Source organism: Streptomyces venezuelae (assembly GCF_008642295.1).
Taxonomy (GTDB): Bacteria; Actinomycetota; Actinomycetes; order Streptomycetales; family Streptomycetaceae; genus Streptomyces; species Streptomyces venezuelae_C.
The window spans coordinates 4720047-4746399 of sequence record NZ_CP029190.1; the positions used below are offsets into that span (position 1 = coordinate 4720047).

Annotated in this window: 20 protein-coding genes; 13 read left to right on the top strand and 7 right to left on the bottom strand. The window is 71.7% G+C overall.

All coding sequences use genetic code 11. The annotated features are described in order from the left end of the window. Nucleotides 1–125: 125 nt before the first annotated feature. From DEJ50_RS21215 to DEJ50_RS21235, 5 genes are all read left to right on the top strand, one after another. A complete protein-coding gene (locus DEJ50_RS21215) occupies nt 126–809 on the top strand; it encodes a hypothetical protein (RefSeq protein ID WP_150209535.1) in 684 nt (227 codons plus the stop codon). 123 nt (nt 810–932) lie between these two features. Next, a complete protein-coding gene (locus tag DEJ50_RS21220) occupies nt 933–2162 on the top strand; it encodes an alpha/beta hydrolase (RefSeq protein ID WP_223837857.1) in 1230 nt (409 codons plus the stop codon). Further along, nucleotides 2159–3394: a DUF418 domain-containing protein gene (locus DEJ50_RS21225; protein WP_150209536.1), complete on the top strand. Its 1236-nt coding sequence runs from the start codon at nt 2159–2161 to the stop codon at nt 3392–3394. The genes DEJ50_RS21220 and DEJ50_RS21225 overlap by 4 nt, the downstream gene beginning before the upstream one ends. Nucleotides 3395–3484: 90 nt before the next feature. Continuing rightward, nucleotides 3485–4696 (top strand): alpha/beta hydrolase, encoded by a 1212-nt coding sequence (locus DEJ50_RS21230; protein WP_150209537.1) that lies wholly within the window; start codon nt 3485–3487, stop codon nt 4694–4696. Then, a complete protein-coding gene (locus DEJ50_RS21235; protein ID WP_223837858.1) occupies nt 4693–5499 on the top strand; it encodes a trypsin-like serine peptidase in 807 nt (268 codons plus the stop codon). The genes DEJ50_RS21230 and DEJ50_RS21235 overlap by 4 nt, the downstream gene beginning before the upstream one ends. A gap of 39 nt (nt 5500–5538) precedes the next feature. Here the strand turns inward: DEJ50_RS21235 and DEJ50_RS21240 are convergent, their stop codons facing one another. After that, nucleotides 5539–6513: an EamA family transporter gene (locus DEJ50_RS21240; RefSeq protein WP_223837859.1), complete on the bottom strand. Its 975-nt coding sequence runs from the start codon at nt 6511–6513 to the stop codon at nt 5539–5541. 532 nt (nt 6514–7045) lie between these two features. Between DEJ50_RS21240 and DEJ50_RS21250 the strand changes: the two genes are divergently transcribed. The 6 genes from DEJ50_RS21250 (at nt 7046) to DEJ50_RS21275 (ending at nt 13907) form a co-directional block, all read left to right on the top strand. Further along, complete coding sequence (locus DEJ50_RS21250; RefSeq protein WP_150209538.1) at nt 7046–8623, top strand: S8 family peptidase; 1578 nt, start codon at nt 7046–7048, stop codon at nt 8621–8623. Between the two features lie 227 nt (nt 8624–8850). Continuing rightward, nucleotides 8851–9603 (top strand): GntR family transcriptional regulator, encoded by a 753-nt coding sequence (locus tag DEJ50_RS21255; RefSeq protein ID WP_150209539.1) that lies wholly within the window; start codon nt 8851–8853, stop codon nt 9601–9603. 242 nt (nt 9604–9845) lie between these two features. Beyond that, on the top strand, nt 9846–10031 hold the full coding sequence (locus DEJ50_RS21260; protein WP_150209540.1) for an SPOR domain-containing protein: 186 nt from the start codon (nt 9846–9848) through the stop codon (nt 10029–10031). A 48-nt stretch (nt 10032–10079) separates the two neighbouring features. Continuing rightward, on the top strand, nt 10080–10484 hold the full coding sequence (locus DEJ50_RS21265) for a (deoxy)nucleoside triphosphate pyrophosphohydrolase (protein ID WP_150209541.1): 405 nt from the start codon (nt 10080–10082) through the stop codon (nt 10482–10484). Nucleotides 10485–10690: 206 nt separating this feature from the next. Beyond that, the gene (locus DEJ50_RS21270; protein ID WP_150212269.1) at nt 10691–11119 is read left to right on the top strand and encodes an ATP-binding protein; all 429 of its coding nucleotides are present in this window, start codon (nt 10691–10693) and stop codon (nt 11117–11119) included. Between the two features lie 184 nt (nt 11120–11303). Beyond that, entirely contained in the window at nt 11304–13907 is a 2604-nt protein-coding gene (locus DEJ50_RS21275; RefSeq protein WP_411757686.1) for a SpoIIE family protein phosphatase, read from the top strand. A 63-nt stretch (nt 13908–13970) separates the two neighbouring features. Here the strand turns inward: DEJ50_RS21275 and DEJ50_RS21280 are convergent, their stop codons facing one another. From DEJ50_RS21280 to DEJ50_RS21305, 6 genes are all read right to left on the bottom strand, one after another. Then, nucleotides 13971–14690, bottom strand: coding sequence for a PspA/IM30 family protein (locus DEJ50_RS21280; protein ID WP_150209542.1), 720 nt, complete (start codon nt 14688–14690; stop codon nt 13971–13973). Nucleotides 14691–14727: 37 nt separating this feature from the next. Next, entirely contained in the window at nt 14728–16812 is a 2085-nt protein-coding gene (locus tag DEJ50_RS21285) for a TPM domain-containing protein (protein ID WP_150212271.1), read from the bottom strand. Nucleotides 16813–17017: 205 nt separating this feature from the next. Beyond that, nucleotides 17018–17806 (bottom strand): succinate dehydrogenase/fumarate reductase iron-sulfur subunit, encoded by a 789-nt coding sequence (locus DEJ50_RS21290; RefSeq protein ID WP_150209543.1) that lies wholly within the window; start codon nt 17804–17806, stop codon nt 17018–17020. After that, entirely contained in the window at nt 17803–19713 is a 1911-nt protein-coding gene (locus tag DEJ50_RS21295) for a fumarate reductase/succinate dehydrogenase flavoprotein subunit (RefSeq protein ID WP_150209544.1), read from the bottom strand. Before DEJ50_RS21295 ends, DEJ50_RS21290 begins: the two co-directional genes overlap by 4 nt. 1 nt (nt 19714) lies before the next feature. Continuing rightward, entirely contained in the window at nt 19715–20536 is an 822-nt protein-coding gene (locus DEJ50_RS21300; protein WP_150209545.1) for a hypothetical protein, read from the bottom strand. Nucleotides 20537–20676: 140 nt separating this feature from the next. Then, the gene (locus DEJ50_RS21305) at nt 20677–20898 is read right to left on the bottom strand and encodes a hypothetical protein (protein ID WP_150209546.1); all 222 of its coding nucleotides are present in this window, start codon (nt 20896–20898) and stop codon (nt 20677–20679) included. Nucleotides 20899–21291: 393 nt separating this feature from the next. Here DEJ50_RS21305 and DEJ50_RS34735 point away from each other — a divergent pair, with 393 nt between their 5' ends. Further along, nucleotides 21292–23940 carry an ABC transporter substrate-binding protein gene (locus tag DEJ50_RS34735; protein ID WP_223838143.1) on the top strand — a complete coding sequence of 883 codons (2649 nt, stop codon included), beginning with the start codon at nt 21292–21294 and terminating at the stop codon, nt 23938–23940. A gap of 317 nt (nt 23941–24257) precedes the next feature. Continuing rightward, nucleotides 24258–26162 (top strand): translational GTPase TypA, encoded by a 1905-nt coding sequence (gene typA, locus DEJ50_RS21315; protein ID WP_150209547.1) that lies wholly within the window; start codon nt 24258–24260, stop codon nt 26160–26162. Nucleotides 26163–26353: the final 191 nt, after the last annotated feature.

Here is a 26353-nt window from a genome sequence, read left to right on the forward strand (position 1 = left end):
GGCACCGCTCATGTTGACCATGCCCCCATCCCGCAGCAAGGTCTATACCACCGGGCCGAGTTGGCCGCGGCGGCTGTCCCGCCGGCGGGACGGTACGCCCACCCCGCATCCCCGAAGGAGCTCGTGTGACCACCCTTGCCCCCGCCCCGTTCGCCGAGGCCGTCTCCCCGGACGGCCTCACCGTCCGCGCCCGCCACCACCACAACCCCTACGGCTACCTGCTGCCGGACTCCGGCCTGGACGCCCTCCTCCTCGACCTCGGCCTGCGCCGCGCCGCGAGCATCCGGCACCACCACCAGGCCGCTCCCGCCGCCGCGCCCCGCGACCCGTACCCGCGGCCGGCCATGGGATTCGTCCTGCTCGACCCCACGGCCGACCCCTGGGTCCGGCACGAGGACGCGGTGCTCGGCGCGATCACCATCGGCGACGAGGGCCACCGCTTCCTGCCGAACGCCGCCGCCAAGGCCGCCGGCCACCGCCGCCTCGGCCGGAACTACGGCGAAGCCGTGCACACCGACCCGCACCTCTGCGGGGACGGCGCCTTCCGCTACGGCCACTCCGCCGAGGTCCGCGGCCTGATCGTCGGTGCCAGCGGGCAGACCCCCGACCAGGACCTGTACGAAGCGTCGCTGCTCGCCCAGGACTTCATCGCCGCGCTCGCCGACCGGCACAGCACCTGGGAGAACGCCACCGGCCCCACCGACTGGCTCGCAGCCGACGACAGCCCGGCGCCCGCGACCACCGCCATGACGGCGTTCTTCGCTGCAACGGCTGCCACCGCGGCTGCCACCGCGCCGGCCCGGGTGTGACGAAGATCCGGTCAGCTCTTTGCCGGGATATGAAACCCGGCGCGGCATTGGTGCATCAGGAAGAGGGGGATGACCAGCCGTTCTGTCCCGTGGGGGCAGTCATGACCGTTCGGAGCGAAGTCCGTGCACCAGTACCCGCAGCGCCCGCGGCCTGATGACCAGCCGACCCAGGAGTACCCGCAGTACCGGCAGCCGCCGCAGTACGAGCAGGCCCCGCAGTACCAGCAGCAGTACCAGCAGGCCCCGCAGTACGCCGAGCCGCCCGCCCCGCCCGCACGGCGCTCCCGGAAGCGGGTCTGGATCGGCTCGGCGGTCGTGCTGGCGCTGCTGGCCGGCGGCGGTGTCGGCTGGGCGTACTGGAAGACCGACTGGTTCGACGGCAACGGCGAGACCGTGAGCTACGGCGTCCCGGCGGGCGGCCAGGGCCAGGGCCAGGGCCAGGGGCAGGGCAAGGGCAAGGGGGACGGCGGCGCCCCGGCGCCCGGCGGCGACCCCGACGTCTCCCTCCCGACCGGCCCCGCCGCCCAGTTCAAGCAGACCGGCAAGCTCGACGACGGCACCCGGATATCCAAGACCCGGCTGAAGGGCGCGAAATCCGGGTTCGAGGGCGACGTATGGGTGTGGACGCCCAAGGAATACGACGACCCGAAGTACGCCAAGAGCGGGTTCCCGGTGCTCATCGCCCTCCCGGGCGGCAACGGCCATCCCAACAACTACTGGGCCGACCGCAGCCTCGGCCTCCAGAAGGCGATCAGCGAAGGCGTCAAGGCGGGCACCAGCCTGCCCTTCGTCCTGGTGATGCCGGTCCTCAACCCGGACAGCAAGTACTACTACGACGGCTCCGACATACCCGGCCAGGCCAAGATGGGCACCTGGATGGCCGAGGACGTCCCCGCCTTCGCCAAGGCCAACTTCCGTACCTACAAGTCCCGGGACGGCTGGGCGTTCATGGGCAACTCCTCGGGTGCCTTCGTCGGACTCAAGCAGGTCATGCAGCACCCGGACCGGTTCAAGGCGGTGATCGCCAACGGCGGCGAGATCGTCCCGGACTCTCCGCTCTGGAAGGGCCACCAGAAGGAGATGGACGCCAACAACCCCGAGAAGCTCGCCCAGAAGCTGATCGACTCCAAGGGGCCCGAGGTGTACGTCAACTTCCAGTACGGCACCAAGGAAGGCGGCCGGGCACGGCTGGAGAAGTTCCAGACGCAGTACGGCAAGGGCCCGGTCAAGGTGACCATCCACGAGATCAAGGGCGGCGATCACAATGGCTGGGACTACGTCCGCGGGATGAAGGAGAGCGCCCTGGAGAAGACCAGCAAGGTGATGAAGGCGCCGAAGCCGGACGCGGGGTGACGACCCCCGCCGCCGTGGTCCCGGTGGTCCCGGCCCGGCCGGCGAAACGCCTCACCGGCCTGGACGCCGCCCGTGGCCTGGCCGTCCTCGGCATGTTCGTCGTACACATCGGCCCGCACCCCGCCGGCGGCCCGGCCGCCGGCGGTGCCGATCTGCTGCTGAGTGCCCCGCAGGGCCGGGCCTCGGCCGCCTTCGCGCTCATCGCCGGCCTGACGCTGGCGGTGGCGCGGGGCGGCACCCGGCCCCGCCCCCGGACCCCGGGAACCCTGCGCACCACCCTGGTCCGCTGCGGGATCCTGGCCGCCGTGGGGCTGTCCCTCGCCTCGCTGCACCCGCCGGTCTTCGTCATCCTCGGGTTCTACGCCGTGTACTTCCTGCTCGCCGAACCCTTCACCCGGCTCCGGCCGCCCGCCCTGGTCGCCTCGGCCGCAGCCTCGGTGCTGCTCGGGCCGGTCCTCCTGTACGGAGTGGCACCCGCCTTCGGCCATCTCACCGACGGCCGCGGCAGCGGCGCCCCCGAACTGCCCGACCTGATCACCCCGGACGGGCTCTGGCGCATCCTGGACCTGGTGCTGGTGAGCGGCGCCTACCCGGTCCTGGCCTATTTCCCGTACGTCCTGGCCGGCCTGGCCCTGGGCCGTACGGTCGACCTGCACCGCCGTACCGCCCCCTGGCTGACCGCGGCCGGCGGCACCGCCGCCGCCCTGCTCGGCTACGGCTTCTCCCACCTCGCCCTGGAGAACTGGGGCGCCAGGGAGGCCCTGCTCACCGCCGTCCAGGACAGCCACCCCTGGGCAGCCGCCGCCGAGGACCCGCTGCAGGAGATCCTGGCCGGCCAGTTCGGCGCGATCCCGGCCACCGACTGGGGCTGGCTGCTGGTCTCCGACCCGTACAGCCAGACCCCGCCCGAGATCCTCGGCAGCGCCGGGGTGGCGGTCGCGCTGGTCGGGCTCGCCGTGGCCGCCGGCCGGACCCGGCCGGGCCGGCGGCTGCTCACCCCGCTGACCGTGGTGGGCTCGATGGCCCTGACCGCGTACGTCGGCCATGTCCTGGCCCTCGTGGCGCTGACCCGGCTGGCCGGCTGGGAGGACACCGGCTGGCGCGAGACCGTCTGGTTCGGCGCGGTCACGGTGGCCGGCTGCTGGACCTGGCAGCTGGTGTGGCGGGACTCGCCGGTGCGCCGCGGCCCGCTGGAGTACCTGATGCACACGGCGGTGGGCCGGGCGCGGTGACTGCCCGGCCGGGCCAGGCAACCCGATCGGCCGTTTTGGGCTCTCTCATCTATGTAAAGGCGATCAGTCGGTAACGGTCGGAGATGTTCCGTGCAACAAGACCAGCAGGGCGACGACACCAGCGGCCCCGGCAGCCCGGGCGGCCCCGGCAGCCCCCGCGGCTCCCGCCGGCCGCGGCGCAGGCGCCTCTTCCTGATCTGCGGTGCGCTCGCGCTCGCCCTCGCCGCCGGGGGCGGCGTCGCCGCGTACCAGTTCGACGTGTTCAACGACCTGGGCGAGCCCGTCAGCTTCGGCCGGACCGACGGCGCGAAGGACCGGGCCGCGGACGGTTCCGGTGCGACGGCCGCCCCGCGGCCCGGGACCCGGCTGCCGACCGGCCCGGCCGCCAAGTTCGTCCGTACCGCCCGGCTCCCCGACGGCACCGAGATCGGCAAGACCACCCTCAAGGGCGCCAAGTCTGGATTCACCGGAGATGTGTGGGTCTGGGTTCCCAAGGAGTATGACGACCCGGCCTATGCCCGCAGTGCCTTCCCGGTCCTGATCTCCCTGCCCGGCGGCCGTGGCTACCCGAACAACTACTGGGGGACGGGCCCCGGCCTCGGCCTCCAGCAGGCCGTGACCGACGGCGCCAAGGCCGGCCGGAGCCTGCCCTTCATCCTGGTCATGCCGGTGATCAATGCGGACACCAAGAACCACTTCGACGGCTCCGACATCCCGGGCCAGCCCAAGATGGGCACCTGGATGGCCGAAGACGTGCCGGATTTCGCGAAGGCCAATTTCCGGACATTCACCTCCCGCGACGGCTGGGCCTTCATGGGCTCCTCCTCGGGCGGTTTCGGCGCCCTGAAGCACGTCCTGAAGCATCCGGACCGCTTCAAGGCGGCCATCGCCAGCGGGGTCGACACGGTCCCCGACTCCCCGCTGTGGAAGGGCGACCGGCGGGCGATGGACGCCGACAACCCGGAGAAGCTCGCCCGCCGGCTCATCGAGACCAAGGGCCCCGAGGTCTACATCAACTTCCAGATCGGCACCAAGGAGAGCGGGCGCGCCCAGGCCGAGCGGTTCATGAAGGAATTCGGCCGGGGCCCCGTGCACACCCGGCTCCAGGTGATCCAGGATGGGGAACACAACGGCAAGTCGTACGTACGGGGTATGAGGGAGGGGTCACTGGAGTGGATCAGCAAGGTGCTCTTGGCACCCACCCCCGACCCTCTCCCGGACACGGCCCCGAAGACCGGCGCGACGACCGGTCCGACGACCGGCCCGCAGAAGGCCGCGGAGACCGCCCCCGCCGCCCGATGAGCTCGACAGGCCCGCTGGCCAAGGGCATATCCGCGGCTGCGGCGGCGCTGGCGGTCTTCGGACTCGCCTTCTTCGACCTCGGCACCGGCGAGCCCGGCCGGGCCGGCCCCGCCACCCCGTTCCCCACGGTGGGCGTGCTCATGGCCGACGGCGAGCACTGGTGCACGGCCAGCGTGGTGGACAGCCCGAAGGGCAACGTGGTCGCCACTGCCGCACACTGCGTGGCCCCCGAGGGCAAGGACGGACAGCCGGGCACGGTCGCCCACGACGGCCTCGCCATCGGCGACCTCTCCTTCGCCCCCGCCTTCTCCGGCGAGGGCTCCGGCCGGCAGCCCCTCGGCCGGTGGAAGGTCACCGCGGTCCATGTCGACGACCGCTGGACCAAATGGGGCGAGGACACCGCCGACTACGCCTTCCTGACCGTCGCACCGGACGGGGACGGCCGCAGCCTCCAGGACGTGGTGGGCCGCGAGGAGGCCCCGGCGGCCGACTGGCACTCCGGGTACGAGCGGGACGTCACCGTGGTCGGCTATCCGGAGGAGGCGCGCAATCCGGAGAACAAGCCGATCTCCTGCACCACCCAGACCGGCCACGACGAGGACGACCCCGACATGCTGTACATCAGCTGCGCCGGGTTCTGGACGGGCACCAGCGGCAGCCCCTGGGTCGCCGACCGGGGCGGCCCCGGCGAGCCGGGCCGGCTCATCGGAGTGCTCAGCGGCGGCGACACCGACGTGGACTCGACGGCCGCGCTCTTCGACGACCGGGCCAAGGCCCTGTACGACCGCGCTGCCCGCGGCTGAGCAGACCGCCCGGACAGTCCTCGGCCCCGGCCCCGGCCCTCAGCCCCGGCGCTCGGTGGACACGATCACGCCCACCGCCGCCACCACGATCGCGCCGCCGGCCAGGATCGGCCAGGTCAGTGCCTCGTTCAGAACCAGCGCACCGAGCAGCACCGCCACCACCGGATTGACGTACGCGTAGGTGGCGACCAGCGACAGCGGTGCGGACTGCAGCAGCCAGGCGTAGGCCGTGAACGCGACCAGCGACCCGATCAGGATCAGGCCCCCCAGCGCCACCCACGACCGCACCGACACGGCCGCCAGGTCCAGCCCCCGCTGCTCGCCCCGGGCCAGGGCCACCAGCAGCCCGCCCACGCCGCCCGCCAGCATCTCGTACGCACTGGCGGTGAACGGATTGGCCGGCATCGGCAGCTTTCCGGCCGAGAACGAGCCGAGCGACCACAGCACGCTCGCCGCCAGCACCAGCAGCACCCCCGACAGCCGTACCTCCCCGCTGATCCCGGGCACGGTCAGCACCGCGAGCCCGGTCATCCCCAGGAGTACGCCGCCCAGGGTGCGCGGAGCCGGCCGGTCCCCGGAGCCGGCCCGCAGCAGCACCACCCACATCGGCACCGCCGCGATCAGCAGCGCCGCCAGCCCGGACGGGACCTCGGTCTCGGCCAGCACCACCAGGCCGTTGCCGCCCAGGATCAGCAGCACGCCGACCAGGACGGCCGAGCCCAGCTGCGCTCGGGTCACCTTGAGCGCCGCCGGGCCCTGCCGCCAGGCCACCAGGGCGGTGAGCAGCAGCCCGGCGGTGACGAACCGGAAGCCGGCGGAGAGGAAGGGCGGGATGGTCTCGACGACGATCCGGATGCCGAGGTAGGTGGAACCCCAGACCACGTAGACGATGGCGAGCGCGGCCCAGACCGCGCCACCGGCCTTCCGGACGGTCCCGGACCCGGTCCCCGACCCGGCGGCTACGGCGGCCCCCGCGGTCTCGTGGTTGCTCTTGGCGGCGTTCGATATGGGCACGGCCGGATCCTATGGTCGTTGGGCTGTACAGGCTTCTGCTTTTCAGTCCGTGAGCAGACCGTTGAGCTCCCCGTAGGCCAGAGGCGGCACACGGCCGGCGCTCCGCCCCGTCCGGCGGACCGGGCGCTCACGAAAAATGCACAACTCGCTCCGGTACGGCGGCCCAGGGTGCCGGTCCGGCCGGAAGGGCACCGCGGTGGCGGGAATCAGACCCTGGAGCCGAGGGCCGGAGCGGATGCCTCCGCGCGCGCCACCCGGAGAGGTTCGCAGAGCGTGTCCGAGCGGCTCCGGCGGGCAGTGGAGCCCGGCTTGGCCGGAACCGGATCTGGGCATCCGGCGGCGGCTGTGAACCGGAGCTTTTCCGTTTCGTGGCCGCCGTATGGCACGGATGTTACGCATCCGTTCTCCTCTTGTGGGACGGCCTGATGGTGGGTCAGTCTTTCGGAGGCGACCGGCCCCTGGCCACAACGGATTGTCATGGGCATGTCGCTTAACCCCCCGCAACGCACCACCTATGAGGAGGACCCCTCACATGTCCGTGATGCGTCATCACCGCCGGAAGATCGCCGGCCTCAGTGCGACGGCCGCCGTCGCCCTCGTGCTCGGCGCGGCCTCGGCCCTCCCGGCCTCGGCCGCCGGCGGATCCGCCGCGGAAGGCCAGATCGTGAACGCCGGCGCCGCCGGCACGGTCGCCAACAGCTACATCGTGATCCTGAAGGACTCCGCCGCCCGGTCCACCCTCGCGAGCGGCAAGTCCGTCGCCGAGCGGCACGGTGCGAAGATCGACAAGGTCTACCGCGCGGCCCTCAACGGCTACTCCATCGAAGCCTCGGAGTCCCAGGCCAAGAAGATCGCCGCCGACCCGGCCGTCGCGTCCGTGGTCCAGAACCGGACGTTCACCGTCGACGGCACCCAGCCCAACCCGCCGTCCTGGGGCCTGGACCGCGTCGACCAGCGGGCCCTCCCGCTGAACAGCAGCTACACCTACCCCGACAAGGCGGGCGAGGGCGTCACCGCGTACGTCATCGACACCGGCGTCCGGATCTCGCACAGCGACTTCGGCGGCCGTGCCTTCAACGGGTACGACGCCATCGACAACGACAACGTCGCCCAGGACGGCCACGGCCACGGCACGCACGTGGCCGGCACCGTCGGCGGCAACGCGTACGGCGTCGCCAAGAAGGCGAAGATCGTCGGCGTCCGGGTGCTCAACAACCAGGGCTCCGGCACCACCGCCCAGGTGGTCGCGGGCATCGACTGGGTGACCCAGAACGCGGTCAAGCCGGCCGTGGCCAACATGTCGCTCGGCGGTGGCGCCGACGCGGCGCTGGACACCGCGGTGCGGAACTCCATAGCCGCCGGCATCACGTACGCGGTCGCGGCGGGCAACGAGTCCACCAACGCCAACACCAAGTCCCCGGCCCGGGTCACCGAAGCCATCACGGTCGGCGCCACCACCAGCACGGACGCCAAGGCCAGCTACTCCAACTTTGGTGCCGTCCTGGACCTGTTCGCGCCGGGTTCCTCCATCGTCTCGGCGTGGAACACCAGCGACACCGCCACCAACAACATCTCCGGTACGTCGATGGCCTCGCCGCACGTCGCGGGTGCCGCCGCCGTCTACCTCTCGCAGAACCCGTCGAGCACCCCGGCCCAGGTGAGCACGGCACTCGTGAACGCCGCCACGCCGAACGTGGTCGGCAGCCCCGGCACCGGCTCGCCCAACCGCCTGCTGTTCGTCGGCGACGGGGGCACCACCCCGCCGCCCGGGAAGAAGTTCGAGAACGCCACGGACTTCGCGATCAACGACCACACCACCGTCGAGTCCCCGGTCACCGTGAGCGGGGTCGCGGGCAACGCCCCGGCCGCGCTGAAGGTCGCGGTGGACATCAAGCACACCTACATCGGTGACCTCAAGGTGGACCTGATCGCCCCCGACGGCACCGCCTACACCCTGCACAACCGCAGCGGCGGCAGCACCGACAACATCAACCAGACCTACACGGTCAACGCCTCCAGCGAGGTGGCCAACGGCACCTGGAAGCTGCGGGTGAACGACAACGCCAACATCGACACCGGCAAGATCGACCTCTGGTCGGTGGAGTTCTGACCAGCAGTGAACGAGTGAACGCGTGAGCGGATGAACGCGTGAACGAGTGAAGGCACGGCGGCGGGGGCGACCGATTCGGCGGTCGCCCCCGCTGCATGCTGTGACCGTGGGTAACGGGTTTGAGTGACCTCGCTTCATCACATCGAGTGAAACTCTGGCCCTTGCTTGCGGTGTACAACCGTCGGTTGCCAGGCTGTAGCTGTCTGTCAAGCTGATGGGAGTGGCCAGTGACTTTCGGTGAGCAGCCGGCCTATCTGCGCGTCGCCGGGGACCTTCGGCGGAAGATCGTCGATGGGTCCCTGCCCCCGCATACCCGGCTGCCCTCGCAGGCGCGGATCCGGGAAGAGTACGGGGTCTCCGACACGGTCGCGCTGGAGGCCCGCAAGGTCCTGATGGCCGAGGGGCTGGTCGAGGGCCGGTCCGGCTCCGGCACCTATGTCCGGGAGCAGCCCGTGCCGCGCCGGGTGTCCCGTACCGGATACCGCTCGTCCGCCGGCTCCACCCCCTTCCGGCAGGAGCAGGCGGAGGCCGGCGCCCGCGGCACCTGGGACTCCAGCAGCGAACAGACCGGCGCTCCGGCCGAGATCGCCGAACGGCTCGGCATCGCGCCGGGCGACCGGGTGATGCGCACCCGGTACGTCTTCCGGGACGCGGGCGAGGCGATGATGCTGTCGACGTCCTGGGAGCCGCTCGCGGTGACCGGCCGCACCCCGGTGATGCTGCCCGAGGAGGGCCCGCTCGGCGGCTGCGGGGTGGTCGACCGGATGGCCGCGATCGACCTGGTGGTGGACAACGTGGTGGAGGAGGTCGGCGCCCGCCCCGGCCTGGCCGAGGAACTCCTGGCGCTCGGCGGGGTCCCCGGCCATGTGGTCCTGGTCGTCGGCCGGACGTACTTCGCCTCCGGCCGTGCCGTCGAAACGGCCGACGTGGTCATCCCGGCAGACCGCTACCGCCTCTCCTACCACCTCCCGGTCCGCTAGCGGGGCGCGGTCGCGCCCCCTTCCCCGTCCCTTTCTGCGCAGCTCAACACCCGTTTCCCGGTGGGTTGTTCGCGCCCCGTGCACCGGCGCGCACGGCCCACTCGTACGCATGGCCGGATGCGTACGCCTGTGAGGTATCTCTTGGTGAAAACACATATCCGCTGAGTAAAGGTCGGGCGTAAGCTCAGGCATATGCGCAATGCGGTTTCCTGGGCAGGTACGTCGGCGGAGGGTGAAGCGCGATGAACGACAGCGGTGCCCTGCTCCCGTGGCTGGTCATACGGCAGGACGACAACGGCAACCGCTACCGGGTGGGCCGGTACGCCACCCGGGCCGAGGCCCAGAAGGTCGTCGACAGCCTCGACGACCGCGGACACAAGCAGCTGTACTGGGTCGAGCGGATCGGACAGACCGCCACCGCAAACTGAGCACCAGCACCCAACGGGTCCGCACCACCCGTGACATAGGCTCCGCCCATGACTGTACGCGTGGTCGTGGGCGGAGCCCTTTGTCATGACGGGCGCCTGCTGGCCGCCCGGCGCAGTACCCCGCCGGAGCTGGCGGGCCGCTGGGAACTGCCCGGCGGCAAGGCCGAACCGGGGGAGAGCGTCCCCGAGGCGCTGGTGCGCGAACTGCGCGAGGAGCTCGGGGTGGAGACCGAGCCGCTGGAGCGGATCCCCGGGGAATGGCCCGTCAGGCCCGGGCTGGTCCTCCAGGTGTGGACCGCCCGGCTGCTGTCCGGTGAGCCCGAAGCGCTGACGGAGCACGACAAGGTGCGCTGGCTCGCCCCCGCGGAACTCGACTCGGTCGACTGGCTCGACCAGGACCGCCCGGCGGTCGCCGAGATCGGCCGCCGGCTGCGCGCCGCCGCGCCCCGGTAACCGCCCCGCGCATCGCCCCGGGAGTCCGCACATCCGGAGTCCGGGGGTTCCCGGGGGCGCATGGGGGGCGCGCTGTAGGCCGTACGTGCCACAGTGCGCCGGTGGTCGCGGTTCCGGGCGGTAGAGGCACCCGATATCGGGTATGTCGTAATTGTCCCCATCTCGTCCCTGAAGAACCGCACTGGGGTCCGTTGCCGGCCCGGGAAGTGATCGGCGTGATCGAGACAGACGGCGACTCCGCCGAATGGGCCTTTCCCGCCGAACCGGGTGCCGTCCGCACCGCCCGTCACGCGGTGCTCGGAAAACTCCGCGCCTGGGGCCTGGACTCCGTCTGCGATGTGACCGTCCTGCTGGTCAGCGAGCTGGTCACCAACTCCCTGCGGTACGCCTCCGGCCCCATCGGCGTCCGGCTGGTACGGCAGGATCAGGCCACCACGGCCCCCGCCGGCCGCCCCGCCCTGCTCGTGGAGGTTTCGGATCCGCTTCCGGATCCGCCCCGCGAGCGGGCCGCCGCCCCCGATGACGAAGGCGGCCGTGGACTCCACCTGGTGGCCGTCTCGGCACAGCGCTGGGGAACCCGGCACGGGAAGACGGGCAAGACAGTGTGGTTCGAATTGGCTCTTCCTGGTGAGTAACAAGAGGAAGGGCGGCAGGGGATCCCCTCGGACGCGGTCCGGGGGACAGCGCACAGGCTGGCTCAAAACGACCGAGACCTTGCTGTGATCGTGAACGCCGTGCGAGCCATGCCCGTGGTGCTGAATACTTCGGTCATGGCCGGTCCGGTTGCGGTGAGCTGGAGGGGACGGTCGCGTGAGCGAAATACCTGCGCAGGCACATCAGGCCCGAGTGCCCCGGGAGACCTGGCACGACTCCCTGTGGCACAGCAGTCCGCCTGGCTCGATCTATGACTACATAAAGGTCGCGTCCTTCTCGATCGGCCCCGACGGGCTCATCGACCAGTGGAGCCTGCGCGCCGAGGAACTCTTCGGGCTGACCGCCGCCCAGGCCGTGGGCCGCGACCCGGTCGACGCCTTCATGCCCCCCGAACTGAGGGCAGGCGGCCACCGCAAGGTGGCCGAGATCCTCGACGGCAAGGAATGGACCGGTCTCATCCCCTTCCGCATCCCCGGTGGGAAGGGCGCCCACGGCGTGGCCGAGATCTATGTGATGCCCACCGAGACCGAGACAGCCGAGCGGGCCGCACTCTGCGTGGTGGTCGACGTCCGCGCGCTCCGGCGGATCGAATCCGATCTCGCCGCGTCACAGGCGATATTCGGTCAATCTCCCTTCGGCTTCCTGCTCTTCGGCACGGACCTCACCGTCCAGCGGGCCAACCGCCGCTTCGCCACCGTCTTCGGCGGAGCCGTCGAGGACCACCGCGGGCGTACCGTCCACGACTACCTGCCCCCGCGCGAGGCCGACCGGATGACCAGCGCCCTCCGGCGGGTCCTGGAGACCGGCGAAGCCGTCACCGACCTCCAGATCAGCGGCTCCGCCCCCGGCAGCCGCGAACACCGGCACTGGTCCATCAACCTCTACCGGGTCCACGGCGGCACCGGTCTTCCCATCGGCGTCGCCGGCCTCGGCACCGATGTCACCCGCCGCCACCTCGCCGCCCGCGAAGCCGCCGGCGTCCGCCGCAACCTCGCCCTCCTCAACGAGGCCGGCCACCGCATCGGCAACTCCCTCGACCTGGAGACCACCGCCCGCGAACTCCTCGACGTCACCGTCCCCGGCTTCTGCGACCTCGCCTCCGTCGACCTCTACCAGGGGCTGCTCCTCGGCGACGACGACCGACCCGCCAGACCGCAGGGCCCCGGCCTCCCCAGCCTCCCCGGCTGCGGCTCCCGCCGCGCCCCGTCCGCGCCGCTCCGCCGCGTCGCCTTCGCCAGCGCCGTCTCCGACGCACCGCTCTCCGGCCCGCCGGTCGCCGTGGGCGAAACCCACCGCTACCCTGCCGCCTCACCCGGCGCCCTCGCCCTGCGCACCGCCCGCCCCCGGCTGATCGAAGCCGGCGGCGCCGAAGACCTCGTCCAGTCCACCCTCGTCGTCCCCCTGGTCGCCCACGACACCGTCGTCGGCCTCGCCCAGTTCTCCCGTACGAAGGGCAGCGAGCCCTTCGGCGAACGCGACCGGGCCGTCGCCGTGGAGCTCGCCGCCCGGGCCGCCGTCTGCATCGACAACGCCCGCCTCTACCGGCGCGAACACGAACGCGCCCTGATCCTCCAGCGCAGCCTGCTGCCCCCGGGAGACCCGGAGGCCGCCGGCCTCGACATCGCCTGCCGCTACCTGCCCGGCAACGCGGCCACCGAGGTCGGCGGCGACTGGTTCGACGTCATAGAACTCCCCGGCCACCGCACCGCCCTGGTCGTCGGCGACGTCATGGGCCGCGGCCTGCGCGCCGCCGTCGCCATGGGCGAACTCCGCACCGCCGTCCGCACCCTGGCCCTGCTGGACCTCGAACCGGCCGAGGTCCTCTCCGCCCTCGACGAGGTCGCCCGCGGCCTCGGCGCGCCCGGCGGCACCCAGCAGGCCTCCCGGGCCGCCCTGCACTCCCGGGACGCCGACCTCTCCGAGGTCTACCTCGCCACCTGCGTCTACGCCGTCTACGACCCGGTCACCCGGCGCTGCACCATCGCCAACGCCGGCCATATGCCCCCGGTCCTGGTGGAACCCGGTGAACCCGGCAGCGCACCCCGCCCCGGACTGCTCCTCGAAATCCCGCCCGGCATGCCGCTCGGCGTCGGCGGCGAACCCTTCGAGGAGGTCGAGGTGGAACTCCCCGAAGGCGCCCTGCTCGCCCTCTACACCGACGGACTCGTCGAATCCCGCGACCACCCGCTCGAAGAGGGCCTGCGCGGCCTGCGCGAAGCCCTCGCCGACCCGGTCCGCCCCCTGGAGGACGTCTGCGACCACGTCCTCGCCACCCTCGACACCCGGCACGGGGAGGACGACATCGCCCTGCTCATGGCCCGCGTCCAGGGCCTGCCCACGGACGCGGTCGGCGACTGGCAGCTGCCCCGCGAGGCCCGCTCGGTGGGCCGCGCCCGCGAACTCGCCCGCACCAAACTCCCCGCCTGGGGCCTGGAAGGCCTCCTCGACACCACCGAACTGCTGGTCAGCGAACTGGTGACGAACGCCCTCCGCTACGGCGAGGGCGAGATCCGGCTCCGGTTGCTGCTGGACCGCACCCTGGTCTGCGAGGTCTGGGACGCCAACCTGGCCCAGCCGCGCCGCCGCCGCGCCCGCGACACCGACGAAGGAGGCCGCGGCCTCCAACTGGTCGGCCTCCTCTCGGCCGGCTGGGGCACCCGCCGCACCCACCGCGGCAAGACCGTCTGGTTCGAACTGCCCCTGCCCGGGGCCGGGACGGAACCCGTCACGGAACTCTCGGCGGAGCAGCTGCTGAACATGTACGGCTGAGCCCCCGGGCCCGCCGGCGTTCGAGGCGCGGGGTCCGGGGCGGAATCCCGCCCCGGACCCCGGCTACGCCGCGCGCCCGGACTTCAGCGCCGCCAGGCGAGCCTCGATCTCGGAGCTCCGCCCCAGATCGTCCAGCGACTCGAACTGGGCGTCCAGCGAGGACGCCGCCAGCTCGGACTTGCCCAGCGCAATGGCCTCCTCCCGGCGCACCTTCTCCTCGAACCGGTGCAGCTCACTGGTGGGATCCAGGACATCGATGTTCTTCACCGCGTCCATCATCGTGTTCTGCGCCCGCGCGGTCTGTGCACGCGCCACCAGCTCGTCCCGCTTCGCCTGGAGCTCGGTCAGCTTGTTCTTCATCGAGTCCAGGCCGGCCTTCAGCCGGTCGACCACCTCCGTCTGCGCGGCGATCACCGGCTCGGCGGACTCCGCCTCGTTCTCCGACTGCAACTGCCGCCCCAGCGCGACCTTCGCCAGGTTGTCGAACCGGTCCGCCTCCGCCGCCGAGCCGGAGGAGCGCAGCTCGTCCGCCTTCCGGCTGGCGGCCCTTGCCTTCTCGCCCCACTCGGCAGCCGCCTTCACATCCTCCTGGTGGTCCTGCTCCAGCATCCGCAGATTGCCGATCGTGGTCGCGACCGCCTGCTCCGCCTCCGAGATGTTGTTCGTGTAGTCCCGGATCAGCTGGTCCAGCATCTTCTGCGGGTCCTCCGCCTGGTCCAGCAGCGCGTTGATGTTGGCCTTGGCGAGCTGGGTGACCCGGCCGAGGATGGTCTGCTTGCTCATACGTGCTGCTCCTTGCCCGATGACGATGAATGGAGAGTCAGAAACGGCCGCCGCCGCCCATCCGGCCCCGGGTGCCGCCGCCCCCGAAGGAGCCCGGACCGGGTCCGAAGCCGCCGCCCCCGAAACCCCCGCCGAACCCGCCGCCGGACCCGCCGCCGAAACCGCCCCCGCCCCGCCCGGCCCCGCGGAGGATCTCGCCGAGGATGATCCCGCCGAGCACCGCACCGCCCATCCCACCGCCCCCGCGCTGCCGGCCCGCGTACGGGTTCTCGTACGCCCTCACGTCCTGCTCGGCCAGCCGCTGCGCCTCCCGGGCCAGCGCATCGGCCCGCTGGGCCTCGGCCAGGGCGCCCGCCGCATCCGACCCGGCCAGCGTCGTGGACCGCTCCAGATGCCGCTGCGCCTCCGCGAGCCGGGTGCGGGCCGTACTGCCCACCGCACCCCGGCTGGTGGTGATGTAGTCCGTGGCCGCCCCGATCGCACTGCGCGCCCCGAGCCACGCCTGGTCCAGCAGGGTCCGCGCCCGCCGGTCCGCCGTCTCCCGCTCCCGGGCCCCGGCCAGCGCCTCGTCCAGCGCCGCGTCCGCCTCCTCCACCCGGCGCAGCGCGTCGATCGGGTCGTACCGGCCGCCGCCTGCACCTGCACCTGCACCTCCGCCGCCGCCCGCCCGCTCCTGCCGTACGCCGGCAAGCACCGCCTCCGCCCGCCCGATCCGGCCGCGCAGATCCGCCGTCGACACCCCTTCCGGGGTGCCGGTGAGCAGCCCGCGGGCATCGGCCAGATCGGTCTCCGTCTCGGTCAGCGCACCGTCGAGCTTCCCGGCTGCCTCCGCCAGCTCCTGCGCCCGCCGCTCCACCGCATCCACCAGCGTGGCCGCCTGGTCCACCGCACCCTCCGCGGCCCGCACGTGCACTGCCGCCCGGCCGTTGTCGCCCGCATCGAGCGCGGCCCGTGCCTCGGTGAGACTGGTGGTGGCGAACAGCAGCCGGTCCTCGGCCTGCTCCGGGTTCGAGGCCACCGGTGCCGCCGCCGAATCGGCGTACCGGCCGGTCAGGGCCGTCAGTGTCGCCTTGGCTGTGGTGGTCCGGCCGGTCAGCGCCCGGAAGCGCGACTCGACCGTCGCCAGCGCCTGCGGGGCGTTCTGTTCCAGGGCGCGCAGCCGGTCGAACGCGTCGGACTCGGCGTCCAGCCGCCGGCTGCCCTCGGAGCAGCGGGCCACGATCTCGTCCAGCATCCGCCGCCGGGTCGCATCGTCCTCCGGGTAGGCGTCGTCGAGCTGCTGCCGCAGCCGGAAGGCATGGGTCAGCTCGTCCTTGGCGTAGGCCACGGCCTCCTCGAAGGGCTGCACGGCCTCCTCGCCGAACTGCGCCGTGGCGAACCCCAGCTCCTCGGTGCTGGTGCGGACCGCGTCGTCCGTCTCCACCAGCAACGCCTTGGCCTTGGCGTCCAGCTCGGGCAGCGGCAGACCGCCGGCGGCCTGGGCACCCCAGCCGGCCGGGGCCGCACCGGGTCCGCCGTCGCCGCCGTCGGCCCGGCCCTTGCGGCGCTTGCTGCGGGTGTACGCGTACACGCCCAGCGCGCCGGCCGCCCCGACCGCGACCACCGGCAGGACGAAGTCCCCGGTCCCGTGCTCCCCGCCGGGCTGGTCACCGCCGGGGTTCGCCGGGCCGGGGGTGAGGGTGGGGACGGGGACCGGCTGTCCGCCGAGGACGGCGTTGTAGCCGTTCGCGGCACCGATCGCGGCGCCCGGCCAGTCGTTCTGCCGCAGAGCGGGCTCGATGGCGGTCCGGGCGACCGTGGCGAGCTGCTCCTCGGTGAAACCGGAGTCGACATCGGCCGAATAGGCGTACTGGCGGGCGCCGGTCGCGACGGCGAGCAGCACATCGTTCTGGCCGAGCCCGTTGCGCTGGGCCGTGGCGTCCGCCCAGCTCTGGGCGGACCGCCCGGAGAAATCGCGTACGTAGGCGACGAACAGCTGGATCCGCCGGTCGGCGTACAGCTTGTCCAGGGCTGCGGTGACGGCATCCTTCCGGTCGTCCAGCGCGCCGACCCGGTCGGTGATCTGGCCCTCGGAGGAGAGGGTGATGGGGTCGTCGGCCCGGGCCTGGGGCGCAACCGCCATCGCGACCGCCGCCGCCCAGGCGAGGAGCACCAGCAGCGCCGGCAGCGCCGGCAGGGCACGGAACGCCGCGGGGGCGGGCGTACGGCGCTTCGGCGGATTCACATTTCGGAGAGTATGGGGGGTTTTGTGGCACCGCACCCGGAGGTGATCACGGGGTGTTACCGGGGGTGGGGTGGAGCGGGGAGGCCCGCCCCACCCCACCCGTTCAGGAAGATCGGCGCGGGATCTTGGAGCTCAGCCAGACCAGGGGGTCGTACTTGCGGTCGACCGCGCGTTCCTTCAGGGGGATCAGCGCATTGTCGGTGATCTTGATGCCCTCCGGGCAGACCTCGGTGCAGCACTTGGTGATGTTGCAGTAGCCCAGGCCGTGTTCCTCCTGGGCCGTCCGCTTGCGGTCAAGGCCCGCTTGGGACGCGGCGTCGAGCGGGTGCATGTCCAGTTCGGCGACCCGCATCAGGAAGCGGGGGCCGGCGAAGGCCGGCTTGTTCTCCTCGTGGTCGCGCACCACATGGCAGGTGTCCTGGCACAGGAAGCACTCGATGCACTTCCGGAACTCCTGTGAGCGGTCGACGTCGACCTGCTGCATCCGGTACTCGCCCGGTGCCACCCCCTGCGGCGGCACGAAGGACGGGATCTCACGCGCCTTCTGGTAGTTGAAGGACACGTCCGTGACCAGGTCGCGGATGACCGGGAAGGCCCGCAGGGGGGTGATCGTCACCAGCTCGTCGCGGGAGAAGGTGGACATGCGGGTCATGCACATCAGGCGCGGCCGGCCGTTGATCTCCGCGCTGCACGAACCGCACTTGCCCGCCTTGCAGTTCCAGCGGACCGCCAGGTCCGAGGCCTGGGTGGCCTGCAGCCGGTGGACGATGTCCAGGACCACCTCGCCCTCGTGCACCTCGACGGTGAAGTCCGTCAGCTCCCCGCCGTCCGCATCGCCCCGCCAGATCCGGAAGCGCGCGTCGTAGCCAGTGCCGGTACCGGTTGCAGTCACTCGTACAGCTCCTCTTCGGCGAGGTACTTGACCAGCTCTTCCTTCTCGAAGAGGGCCAGCAGGTCGGGGCGGATGGGCTCGGTACGGGTGCGGACCAGGCGGATGCGGTCGGCGGCCGGGTCGGCGGGGGTCGGGTCGACGGGGTGGCAGACCAGGTTGACCGGCCGCCAGTCGCGGTCCATCGCCGGGCAGTCCTCGCGGGTGTGGCCGCCGCGGCTCTCGGTGCGCTCCAGCGCGGCCCGGGCCACGCATTCGCTGACCAGCAGCATGTTCCGCAGGTCCAGGGCCAGGTGCCAGCCCGGGTTGAACTGGCGGTGCCCCTCGACCCCGGCGCGGGCGGCACGGACCCGCAGGGCCCGCAGCCGGCCGAGGGCCTGCTGCATCTCGCCCTCCCGGCGGATGATGCCCACCAGGTCGTTCATGGTCTGCTGGAGCTCCTGGTGGAGGGTGTACGGGTTCTCCGCGCCCTCGTCCGCGTGGAAGGGGGCCAGGGCCTCGGCCGCCGCCTCGTCCACCTGGGACTGCGAGACCGCGGGCCGGGCGCGCTCCGCCGCGTGTTCCGTCGCGTACTCCGCCGCGTGCTGCCCCGCCCGGCGGCCGAAGACGAGCAGGTCGGAGAGGGAGTTGCCGCCCAGGCGGTTCGAGCCGTGCATGCCGCCGGCCACCTCCCCGGCCGCGAACAGGCCCGGTACGCCGACGGTGGCGGCGGTGTCGGAGTCGACCGCGATCCCGCCCATCACGTAGTGGCAGGTCGGGCCGACCTCCATGGGTTCGGCGGTGATGTCCACGTCCGCCAGTTCCTTGAACTGGTGGTACATCGACGGCAGCCGGCGCTTGATCTTCTCGGCCGGCATCCGGGTGGACACGTCCAGGTAGACGCCGCCGTGCGGGGTGCCCCGGCCCGCCTTGACCTCGGAGTTGATGGCGCGGGCCACCTCGTCGCGGGGGAGCAGTTCGGGGGGCCGCCGGTTGTTGTCCGGGTCCTCGTACCAGCGGTCGCCCTCGGCCTCCGACTCGGCGTACTTCTCCTTGAAGACGTCCGGGACGTAGTCGAACATGAACCGCCGGCCCTCGCTGTTGCGCAGGACGCCGCCGTCGCCGCGGACGGACTCCGTGACGAGGATGCCCTTGACCGACGGGGGCCAGACCATGCCGGTCGGGTGGAACTGCACGAACTCCATGTTGAGGAGCGGCGCCCCGGCGAGGAGGGCCAGGGCGTGGCCGTCGCCGGTGTACTCCCAGGAGTTGGAGGTGGTCTTGAAGGACTTGCCGATGCCACCGGTGGCCAGCACGACGGCCGGGGCCTCCAGGACGAAGAAACGGCCGGATTCGCGTTCGTAGCAGAAGGTGCCCGAGACCTTCTCGCCGTCCTTCAAGACACGGGTGACCGTGCATTCCTGGAAGACCTTCAGGCGGGCCTCGTAGTCCCCGTACTCCGCGAAGTCCTGCTGCTGGAGCTGGACGATCTTCTGCTGGAGGGTGCGGATCAGCTCCAGGCCGGTCCGGTCGCCCACATGGGCCAGCCGCGGGTACTCGTGGCCGCCGAAGTTGCGCTGGGAGATCCTCCCGTCGGGCGTGCGGTCGAACAGCGCGCCCCAGGTCTCCAGTTCCCAGACCCGGTCCGGTGCCTCCTTCGCGTGCAGCTCGGCCATCCGCCACTGGTTGAGGAACTTCCCGCCGCGCATGGTGTCGCGGAAGTGGACCTGCCAGTTGTCGCCCTCGTTGACATTGCCCATGGAGGCGGCGATGCCGCCCTCGGCCATCACCGTGTGGGCCTTGCCGAACAGGGACTTGCAGATCACCGCGGTACGGGCACCCCGCTCGCGGGCCTCGATCGCGGCACGCAGCCCGGCGCCTCCCGCGCCGACCACGACCACGTCCCACTGCTGCCGGTCGACTTGAGCCATGTCAGAAGATCCTCGGGTCGGTGATCGCGCCGGTGGCGAGCAGGTACACGTACAGGTCGCAGAGCGCCACGCTGACCAGTGAGGCCCAGGCCAGCTGTGCGTGACGGGAGTTGAGCTTCCCGGCCCATCCCCACATCCGGTAGCGCACCGGGTGCTTCGAGAAGTGCCGCAGCCGGCCGCCGATGATGTGCCGGCAGGAGTGGCAGGACAGGGTGTACGCCCAGATCAGCACGCTGTTGGCGAGGAAGATCAAGGTGCCGAGGCCCATGTGGCCCCACTCGTACTGATCGTTTCGGAAGGTCAGCACGGTGTCGTAGGTGAGGATGGCCGCGACCGGCACCGCCGCGTAGAAGAAGTAGCGGTGCATGTTCTGGAAGATCAGCGGGAAGCGGGTCTCACCGGTGTACTTCGCGTGCGGTTCGGCGACCGCGCAGGCCGGGGGCGAGGCCCAGAAGCCCCGGTAGTAGGCCTTGCGGTAGTAGTAGCAGGTCAGCCGGAAACCGAGCGGGAAGACCAGGATCAGCAGGGCGGGGGAGAGGACCCACCAGCTGCCGAAGATCTCCCAGTTGGGGCCGTCCTTCATGGGGACGCAGTTCTCCGCCAGACAGGGCGAGTAGAACGGCGAGACGTACGGTGCCGCGTAGTAGTCGGCGTTCGCGAAGGCCCGCCAGGTCGAGTAGACGATGAAGGCGAGCAGTCCGGCCGCGGTGGCGGCGGGGGCCAGCCACCAGCGGTCGGTGCGAAGGTGCCGGGCCGCGATCGCGGCCCGGGAGGCGTCCTGGACGCCGGTCAGCTGACGGGGTGGTTCAGTGCCTGTGGCCAAAGGGAACTCCGGGAGGAGTGGTCAGGGGTGGCCCAGGAGACCCAGCCGCCGGTCGGTGGGCGGCTGGGCCTGATGGGGTGCGTGTGTTCGGTTGGTGATGCCGTGATGCTGTGAATCCGTGGTGCTCGGCGGGTGGCCGGTCAGGGTGCGCGGCGATCTCGGGCGCCGAGGCCCTCGTCGTCGGTGTCCGTCCACAGCGCGTTGTCGTACGGCGTGTCCGGGATGGAGACCATCCGGGACGCGTCCGGCGCCTTGGGGGCGGTCGGTGCTTGCCTGGCGACGTCCTGCTCCAGCCGCTCGACCGAGCGGATCAGATCGTTCAGGTTGCGCCGTACGGCCGTCAAATCGTCCTGCAGGGACATGACTTGCCCTCACTTCCGCAGGTTGCGGTGGCAACGCTCATGTGCGCCTGCGAGTGTTGCGCCTCACGTCCCCTGTTGTGAAGGGACGTGCAGCGATTACGGGCGCGCAGGCGCAATCTGTGCGCCCCTCCCCGCACCTATTTTCGTCCCTCTTCCGGAGGAATGCCCGTCCGCCCCGGTCGCGGGATTGGTCCGCACGGGTGGGGTTCGCGGCGTGGCGCGGGCCGGCTGCGGGAGCTGCGGGCGGCCGTGGATTTCAGTGGGTTTCGACATCAGTGTGATCAGCTCCATATACCGCCATACGTGATCACGTACGCGAACCCGTACGCCCCGCCCGCCCCGGAGGTACCACCCATGTCCCAGAGCCAGAGAAGGCGTAGATCCATGGCTTCCATGGCGCTGCTGACCTCGGGCGTCCTGGCGCTGCCGCTGCTCGCCGGCTGCAGCTCCGGCGAGGACGAGGGCGGCGCCGTCGCCGCCGGCCCGGACATCGCGACCACCGCCCGGGAACTGGTGGCCGACGGGGGTGTGGTGCGCTGGGCGGTGGACTCGCTGCCGGAGACCCTGAACACCTTCCAGGCCGATGCCGACGCGACCACCTCCCGGATCGCAGGGGCGGTGCTGCCGCAGCTCTTCGTGCTGGACGAGAAGGGCCGGCCGGTGGCCAATCCGGACTACCTGGAGAAGGCGGAGATCGTCGAGCGCGAGCCCAAGCAGGTCGTGCTGTACAAGCTCAATCAGCAGGCGGTGTGGAGCGACGGCCGGGAGATCGGGGCGCCCGACTTCCTCGCCCAGTGGCGGGCGCTGAACGGCAAGGACTCGGCGTACTGGACGGCCCGCAACGCCGGCTACGACCGGATCGAGAAGATCGAGCGCGGCGCCAGCGACCTGGAGGTCAAGGTCACCTTCGGGAAGCCGTACGCCGACTGGCAGTCGCTGTTCACCCCGCTCTACCCGAAGCAGGTCACCGGGACCCCGGACGCCTTCAACGAGGGGGCCCGGGGAACGCTGAAGGTGACCGCCGGGCCCTTCACCCTCGGCACGATCGACAAGAAGACCGGGACCGCGGCCCTGTCCCGGAACCCGCGCTGGTGGGGCCGGCCGGCCAAGCTGGACACGCTGGTCCTGACCGCCGTACCGAGGGCCGGCCGGCCGTCGGCGCTGGCGGCCGGGACGGTGGACCTGGCCGAGGTCGACCGGGCGGGCGCGGACCGGATCGCGAAGGCCCACCGGGAGGCCGCCCAGAAGGCCGCCCAGAAGACCGCCCCGGCCCACGGTCCCGCCGCCGACCTCACCGTGGCCCAGGCCACCCGCTCCTGGGCGCTGGCCCACGGGGCGGACCAGGAGAAGGCGGCGGAGGAGCAGGAGGCCCGGAGGAAGGCCGCCGCCGCGGTGCAGAAGTACGCCGACGAGCAGGTGGCGCTGCGCCGCTTCACGGTGCGCAAGTCCCTGGAGCCCGTGTACACGCAGCTGGCGCTGAACGGGGCGTCCGGGCCACTGGCCGACGAGCGGGTGCGGCGGGCGGTGGCCCGCGCCCTGGACCGGCAGGCGCTGGCCGAGATCGTGCTGAAGCCGCTGGGGCTGCCGGCGAAGCCGGTGGGCAGCCACCTGGCCCTGGCGGGCCAGCGGGCGTACGCCGACAACAGCGGCGCCCTGGGGGACCAGGACACCCAGGCGGCCCAGGCGCTGCTCGCGGACGCGGGCTGGCGCAAGGGCGGCAAGGTCACCGTGCCGGCGGGCACCAAGGCGGGCGGCGAGTCGGAGAAGAAGGACGACGAGAAGCGGCCCCCGGGGCCGGGCACCGGCAACGACGGCCTGTACATCGTGGGCCAGGACGACGAACGCAACGGCGACCTGCCGGCAGCGGCCCGCCGGGCGCCGCTGCCGGGCGGGCTGCGGGCCATGGGTGCGCCCGCGTGGCAGCGGACCGCCGCCGCGGCTCCGCGGGCCGTACCGGCCGCGCTGGCGCGGACCGCTCCGGCCTTCGGGTTCGCGGTCGCGGCGCCGGCACCGGCGGCGGCATGGGCCTGGGCGCCGGCCGCGGCGGCCGGCCGGGACGACGGGGCCAACGGCGCCCGCCCGCCGAAGGCCCTCGCCAGGCCCGCGGAGCCCGGTGACCAGTCCGGGCCGGAGGGCAGCAGCGGGGAAGGCCTGCCGGTGGAGGAGGCGGTGCCCGAGGGCGGCCTGTACGCCCCCGACGGGGAGATCGTCGACGCCGACGGGTTCGCGGTGGGCACCGAGACCGCCGAGGAGCCGCCGGCCGGCCTCGCCCCGGCCCCGCTCGCCGATCAGCAGGACGCCCCGATGCTCACCCAGGCGGACGCCTTGGACGACGGCAAGCGCAATCCGGTCCGGGACGGCCGGGCGCCGGAGGCCGCGGCGGGGGAGGCCGCGGCGGCGGACGGAGCGGAGACCAAGGCCAGCGGGGCACCCGCGGCTCCCGCCAAGCAGGCGGCGCAGAACTCCGCCGCGACCGTCCTCGCCAAGGACGGCAAGCCGCTGAATCTGCGGTTCGTGCTCCCCTCCGGCCCCGGCTCGGAGTCGCTGCGGGCGGTCGGCGAGCGGATCGCCGGGATGCTCCGCACCCTCGGCATCGGCACGGAGCTGACCAAGGTCGCCGACGAGAGCTTCTTCAAGGACCACATCGCCTCCGGCCAGTACGACCTGGCCCTGTACTCCTGGCCCGCCACCGCCTTCCCCGCCACCGACGCCCGGCCGATCTTCGCCAAGCCGGAGCCGGCCGCGGACGGCTCGCTGCTGGTCGAGCAGAACTACACCCGGGTCGGCACCGACCACATCGACCAGCTCTTCGACCAGGCGCTCGGCGAGCTCGACGAGGACCAGGCCCGGGAGCTGATGAAGAAGGCCGACGCCCGGATCTGGGCGGCTGCCGGATCGATTCCTCTCTACCAGCGGCCCGAGCTGGTCGCCGCCAAGACCGGCCTGGTCAACGCCGGCGCCTTCGGCCTCGGCTCCCCCCGCTACCAGGACATCGGCTGGAAGAAGCCCGCCCCGGCCAAGGAAAAGAACGCGAAGAAGTAGTGGCGGCCCCGTGGAGACGGGGTGAACTCACGGGTCACTAGCTCAGATGTGACTCAATTCGCTTGCCCGCCGGATGCCCGGCGGGCAAGGTCGTACCTGCCCATTGACCCGGCATTTCCCCGTGGTTCCCGGCCCCCGTCCCGGGCCCCCTCCCCACCCCGATCCTCATCCGTACGGCCTCTTGACAGACCCCCCGGCAGGCGGTTCCCGCCACGCGACGTACCATGGGGTAAGGCCGTGGCAGGTTTTCCGCCCGGCAGAGGCTCGCGTACCAGGCCGTACGCGACGCCATCCACGATCCCGGGAGAAGCGCCGAAGTGCCCACGCGCCACGACATCCGTAACGTCGCCATCGTCGCCCACGTCGATCATGGCAAGACGACCATCGTCGATGCCATGCTCAAGCAGGCCGGTGCCTTCGCCGCCCACCAGCAGCTCGACGACCGCATGATGGACTCGAACGACCTGGAGCGTGAGAAGGGCATCACGATCCTCGCCAAGAACACGGCGGTGAAGTATCACCCCAAGGACGGCGGGGCCCCGATCACGATCAACATCATCGACACCCCCGGCCACGCCGACTTCGGTGGCGAGGTCGAGCGCGGTCTGTCGATGGTCGACGCCGTCGTTCTGCTGGTGGACGCCTCCGAGGGTCCGCTGCCCCAGACCCGCTTCGTCCTCCGCAAGGCGCTCCAGCAGCGGAAGCCGGTCATCCTCTGCATCAACAAGACGGACCGCCCGGACTCCCGGATCGACGAGGTCGTCAACGAGACCTACGACCTGTTCCTGGACCTGGACGCCGACGAGGACCAGATCGAGTTCCCGATCGTCTACGCCTGCGGCCGTGACGGCATCGCCTCGCTGACCAAGCCGGAGGACGGCACCGTCCCCGCCGACAGCGAGAACCTGGAGCCGTTCTTCTCCACCATCCTGGAGCACGTCCCGGCCCCGGTGTACGACGAGGAGGCCCCCCTCCAGGCCCACGTCACCAACCTGGACGCCGACAACTTCCTCGGCCGTATCGCGCTGCTCCGCGTCGAGCAGGGCGAGCTCCGCAAGGGCCAGACGGTCGCGTGGATCAAGCGTGACGGCACCATCTCCAACGTCCGCATCACCGAGCTGATGATGACCGAGGCGCTCACCCGCAAGCCGGCCGAGGTGGCCGGCCCCGGTGACATCTGCGCGGTCGCCGGTATCCCCGACATCATGATCGGCGAGACCCTGGCCGACCCGGAGAACCCGATCGCCCTGCCGCTGATCACGGTGGACGAGCCGGCCATCTCCATGGTCATCGGCACCAACACCTCCCCGATGGTCGGCCGTGGTGGCTCCGGCAAGGGCGCGGACGCCAAGGCCGCGGTCAAGGACCGCAAGGTCACCGCCCGCCAGGTCAAGGACCGCCTCGACCGCGAGCTCATCGGCAACGTCTCGCTGCGCGTGCTCGACACCGAGCGCCCGGACGCCTGGGAGGTGCAGGGCCGCGGTGAGCTGGCGCTGGCGATCCTGGTCGAGCAGATGCGCCGCGAGGGCTTCGAGCTGACCATCGGCAAGCCGCAGGTCGTCACCAAGGAGGTCGACGGCAAGACGTACGAGCCGGTCGAGCGCATGACGATCGACGTGCCCGAGGAGCACATGGGCGCCGTCACGCAGCTCATGGGCGTCCGCAAGGGCCGGATGGACAACATGTCCAACCACGGTTCGGGCTGGGTCCGCATGGAGTTCGTGGTGCCGTCCCGCGGCCTCATCGGCTTCCGTACCGAGTTCCTGACCCAGACCCGCGGCACCGGCATCGGCCACTCGATCCACGAGGGTCACGAGCCGTGGTTCGGCCAGCTGGTCACCCGCAACAACGGCTCCCTGGTCGCCGACCGCGCCGGCGCGGTCACCGCGTTCGCGATGACCAACCTGCAGGAGCGCGGCGTGCTGTTCACCGACCCCGGCACCGAGGTGTACGAGGGCATGATCGTCGGCGAGAACTCGCGCGCCGACGACATGGACGTGAACATCACCAAGGAGAAGAAGCTCACCAACATGCGCTCCTCCTCGGCCGACACCTTCGAGGCGATCGTCCCGCCGCGCAAGCTGTCGCTGGAGCAGTCCCTGGAGTTCTGCCGCGACGACGAGTGCGTCGAGGTGACCCCGGAGGCCGTCCGCATCCGCAAGGTCGTCCTGGACCAGAAGGAGCGCTCGCGCACGGCGTCGCGCGCCAAGTCCGCCAAGTAGCCAGCAGCCGCTTGGTTTTACCGCGCGTTCACAGCCCCTCTGTCACGGTTCTCCGTGGCAGGGGGGCTGTTCGCATTTGTCAAACGGATTATCTCGTTCAGGTGTCCGCATAGCGACCGTCACACTCCGGAAGGTGTGCTAACAGTCCGTTTCGGGTGTGTCTGTCTCTGCTCGCTTTGTCCGGATTTCGG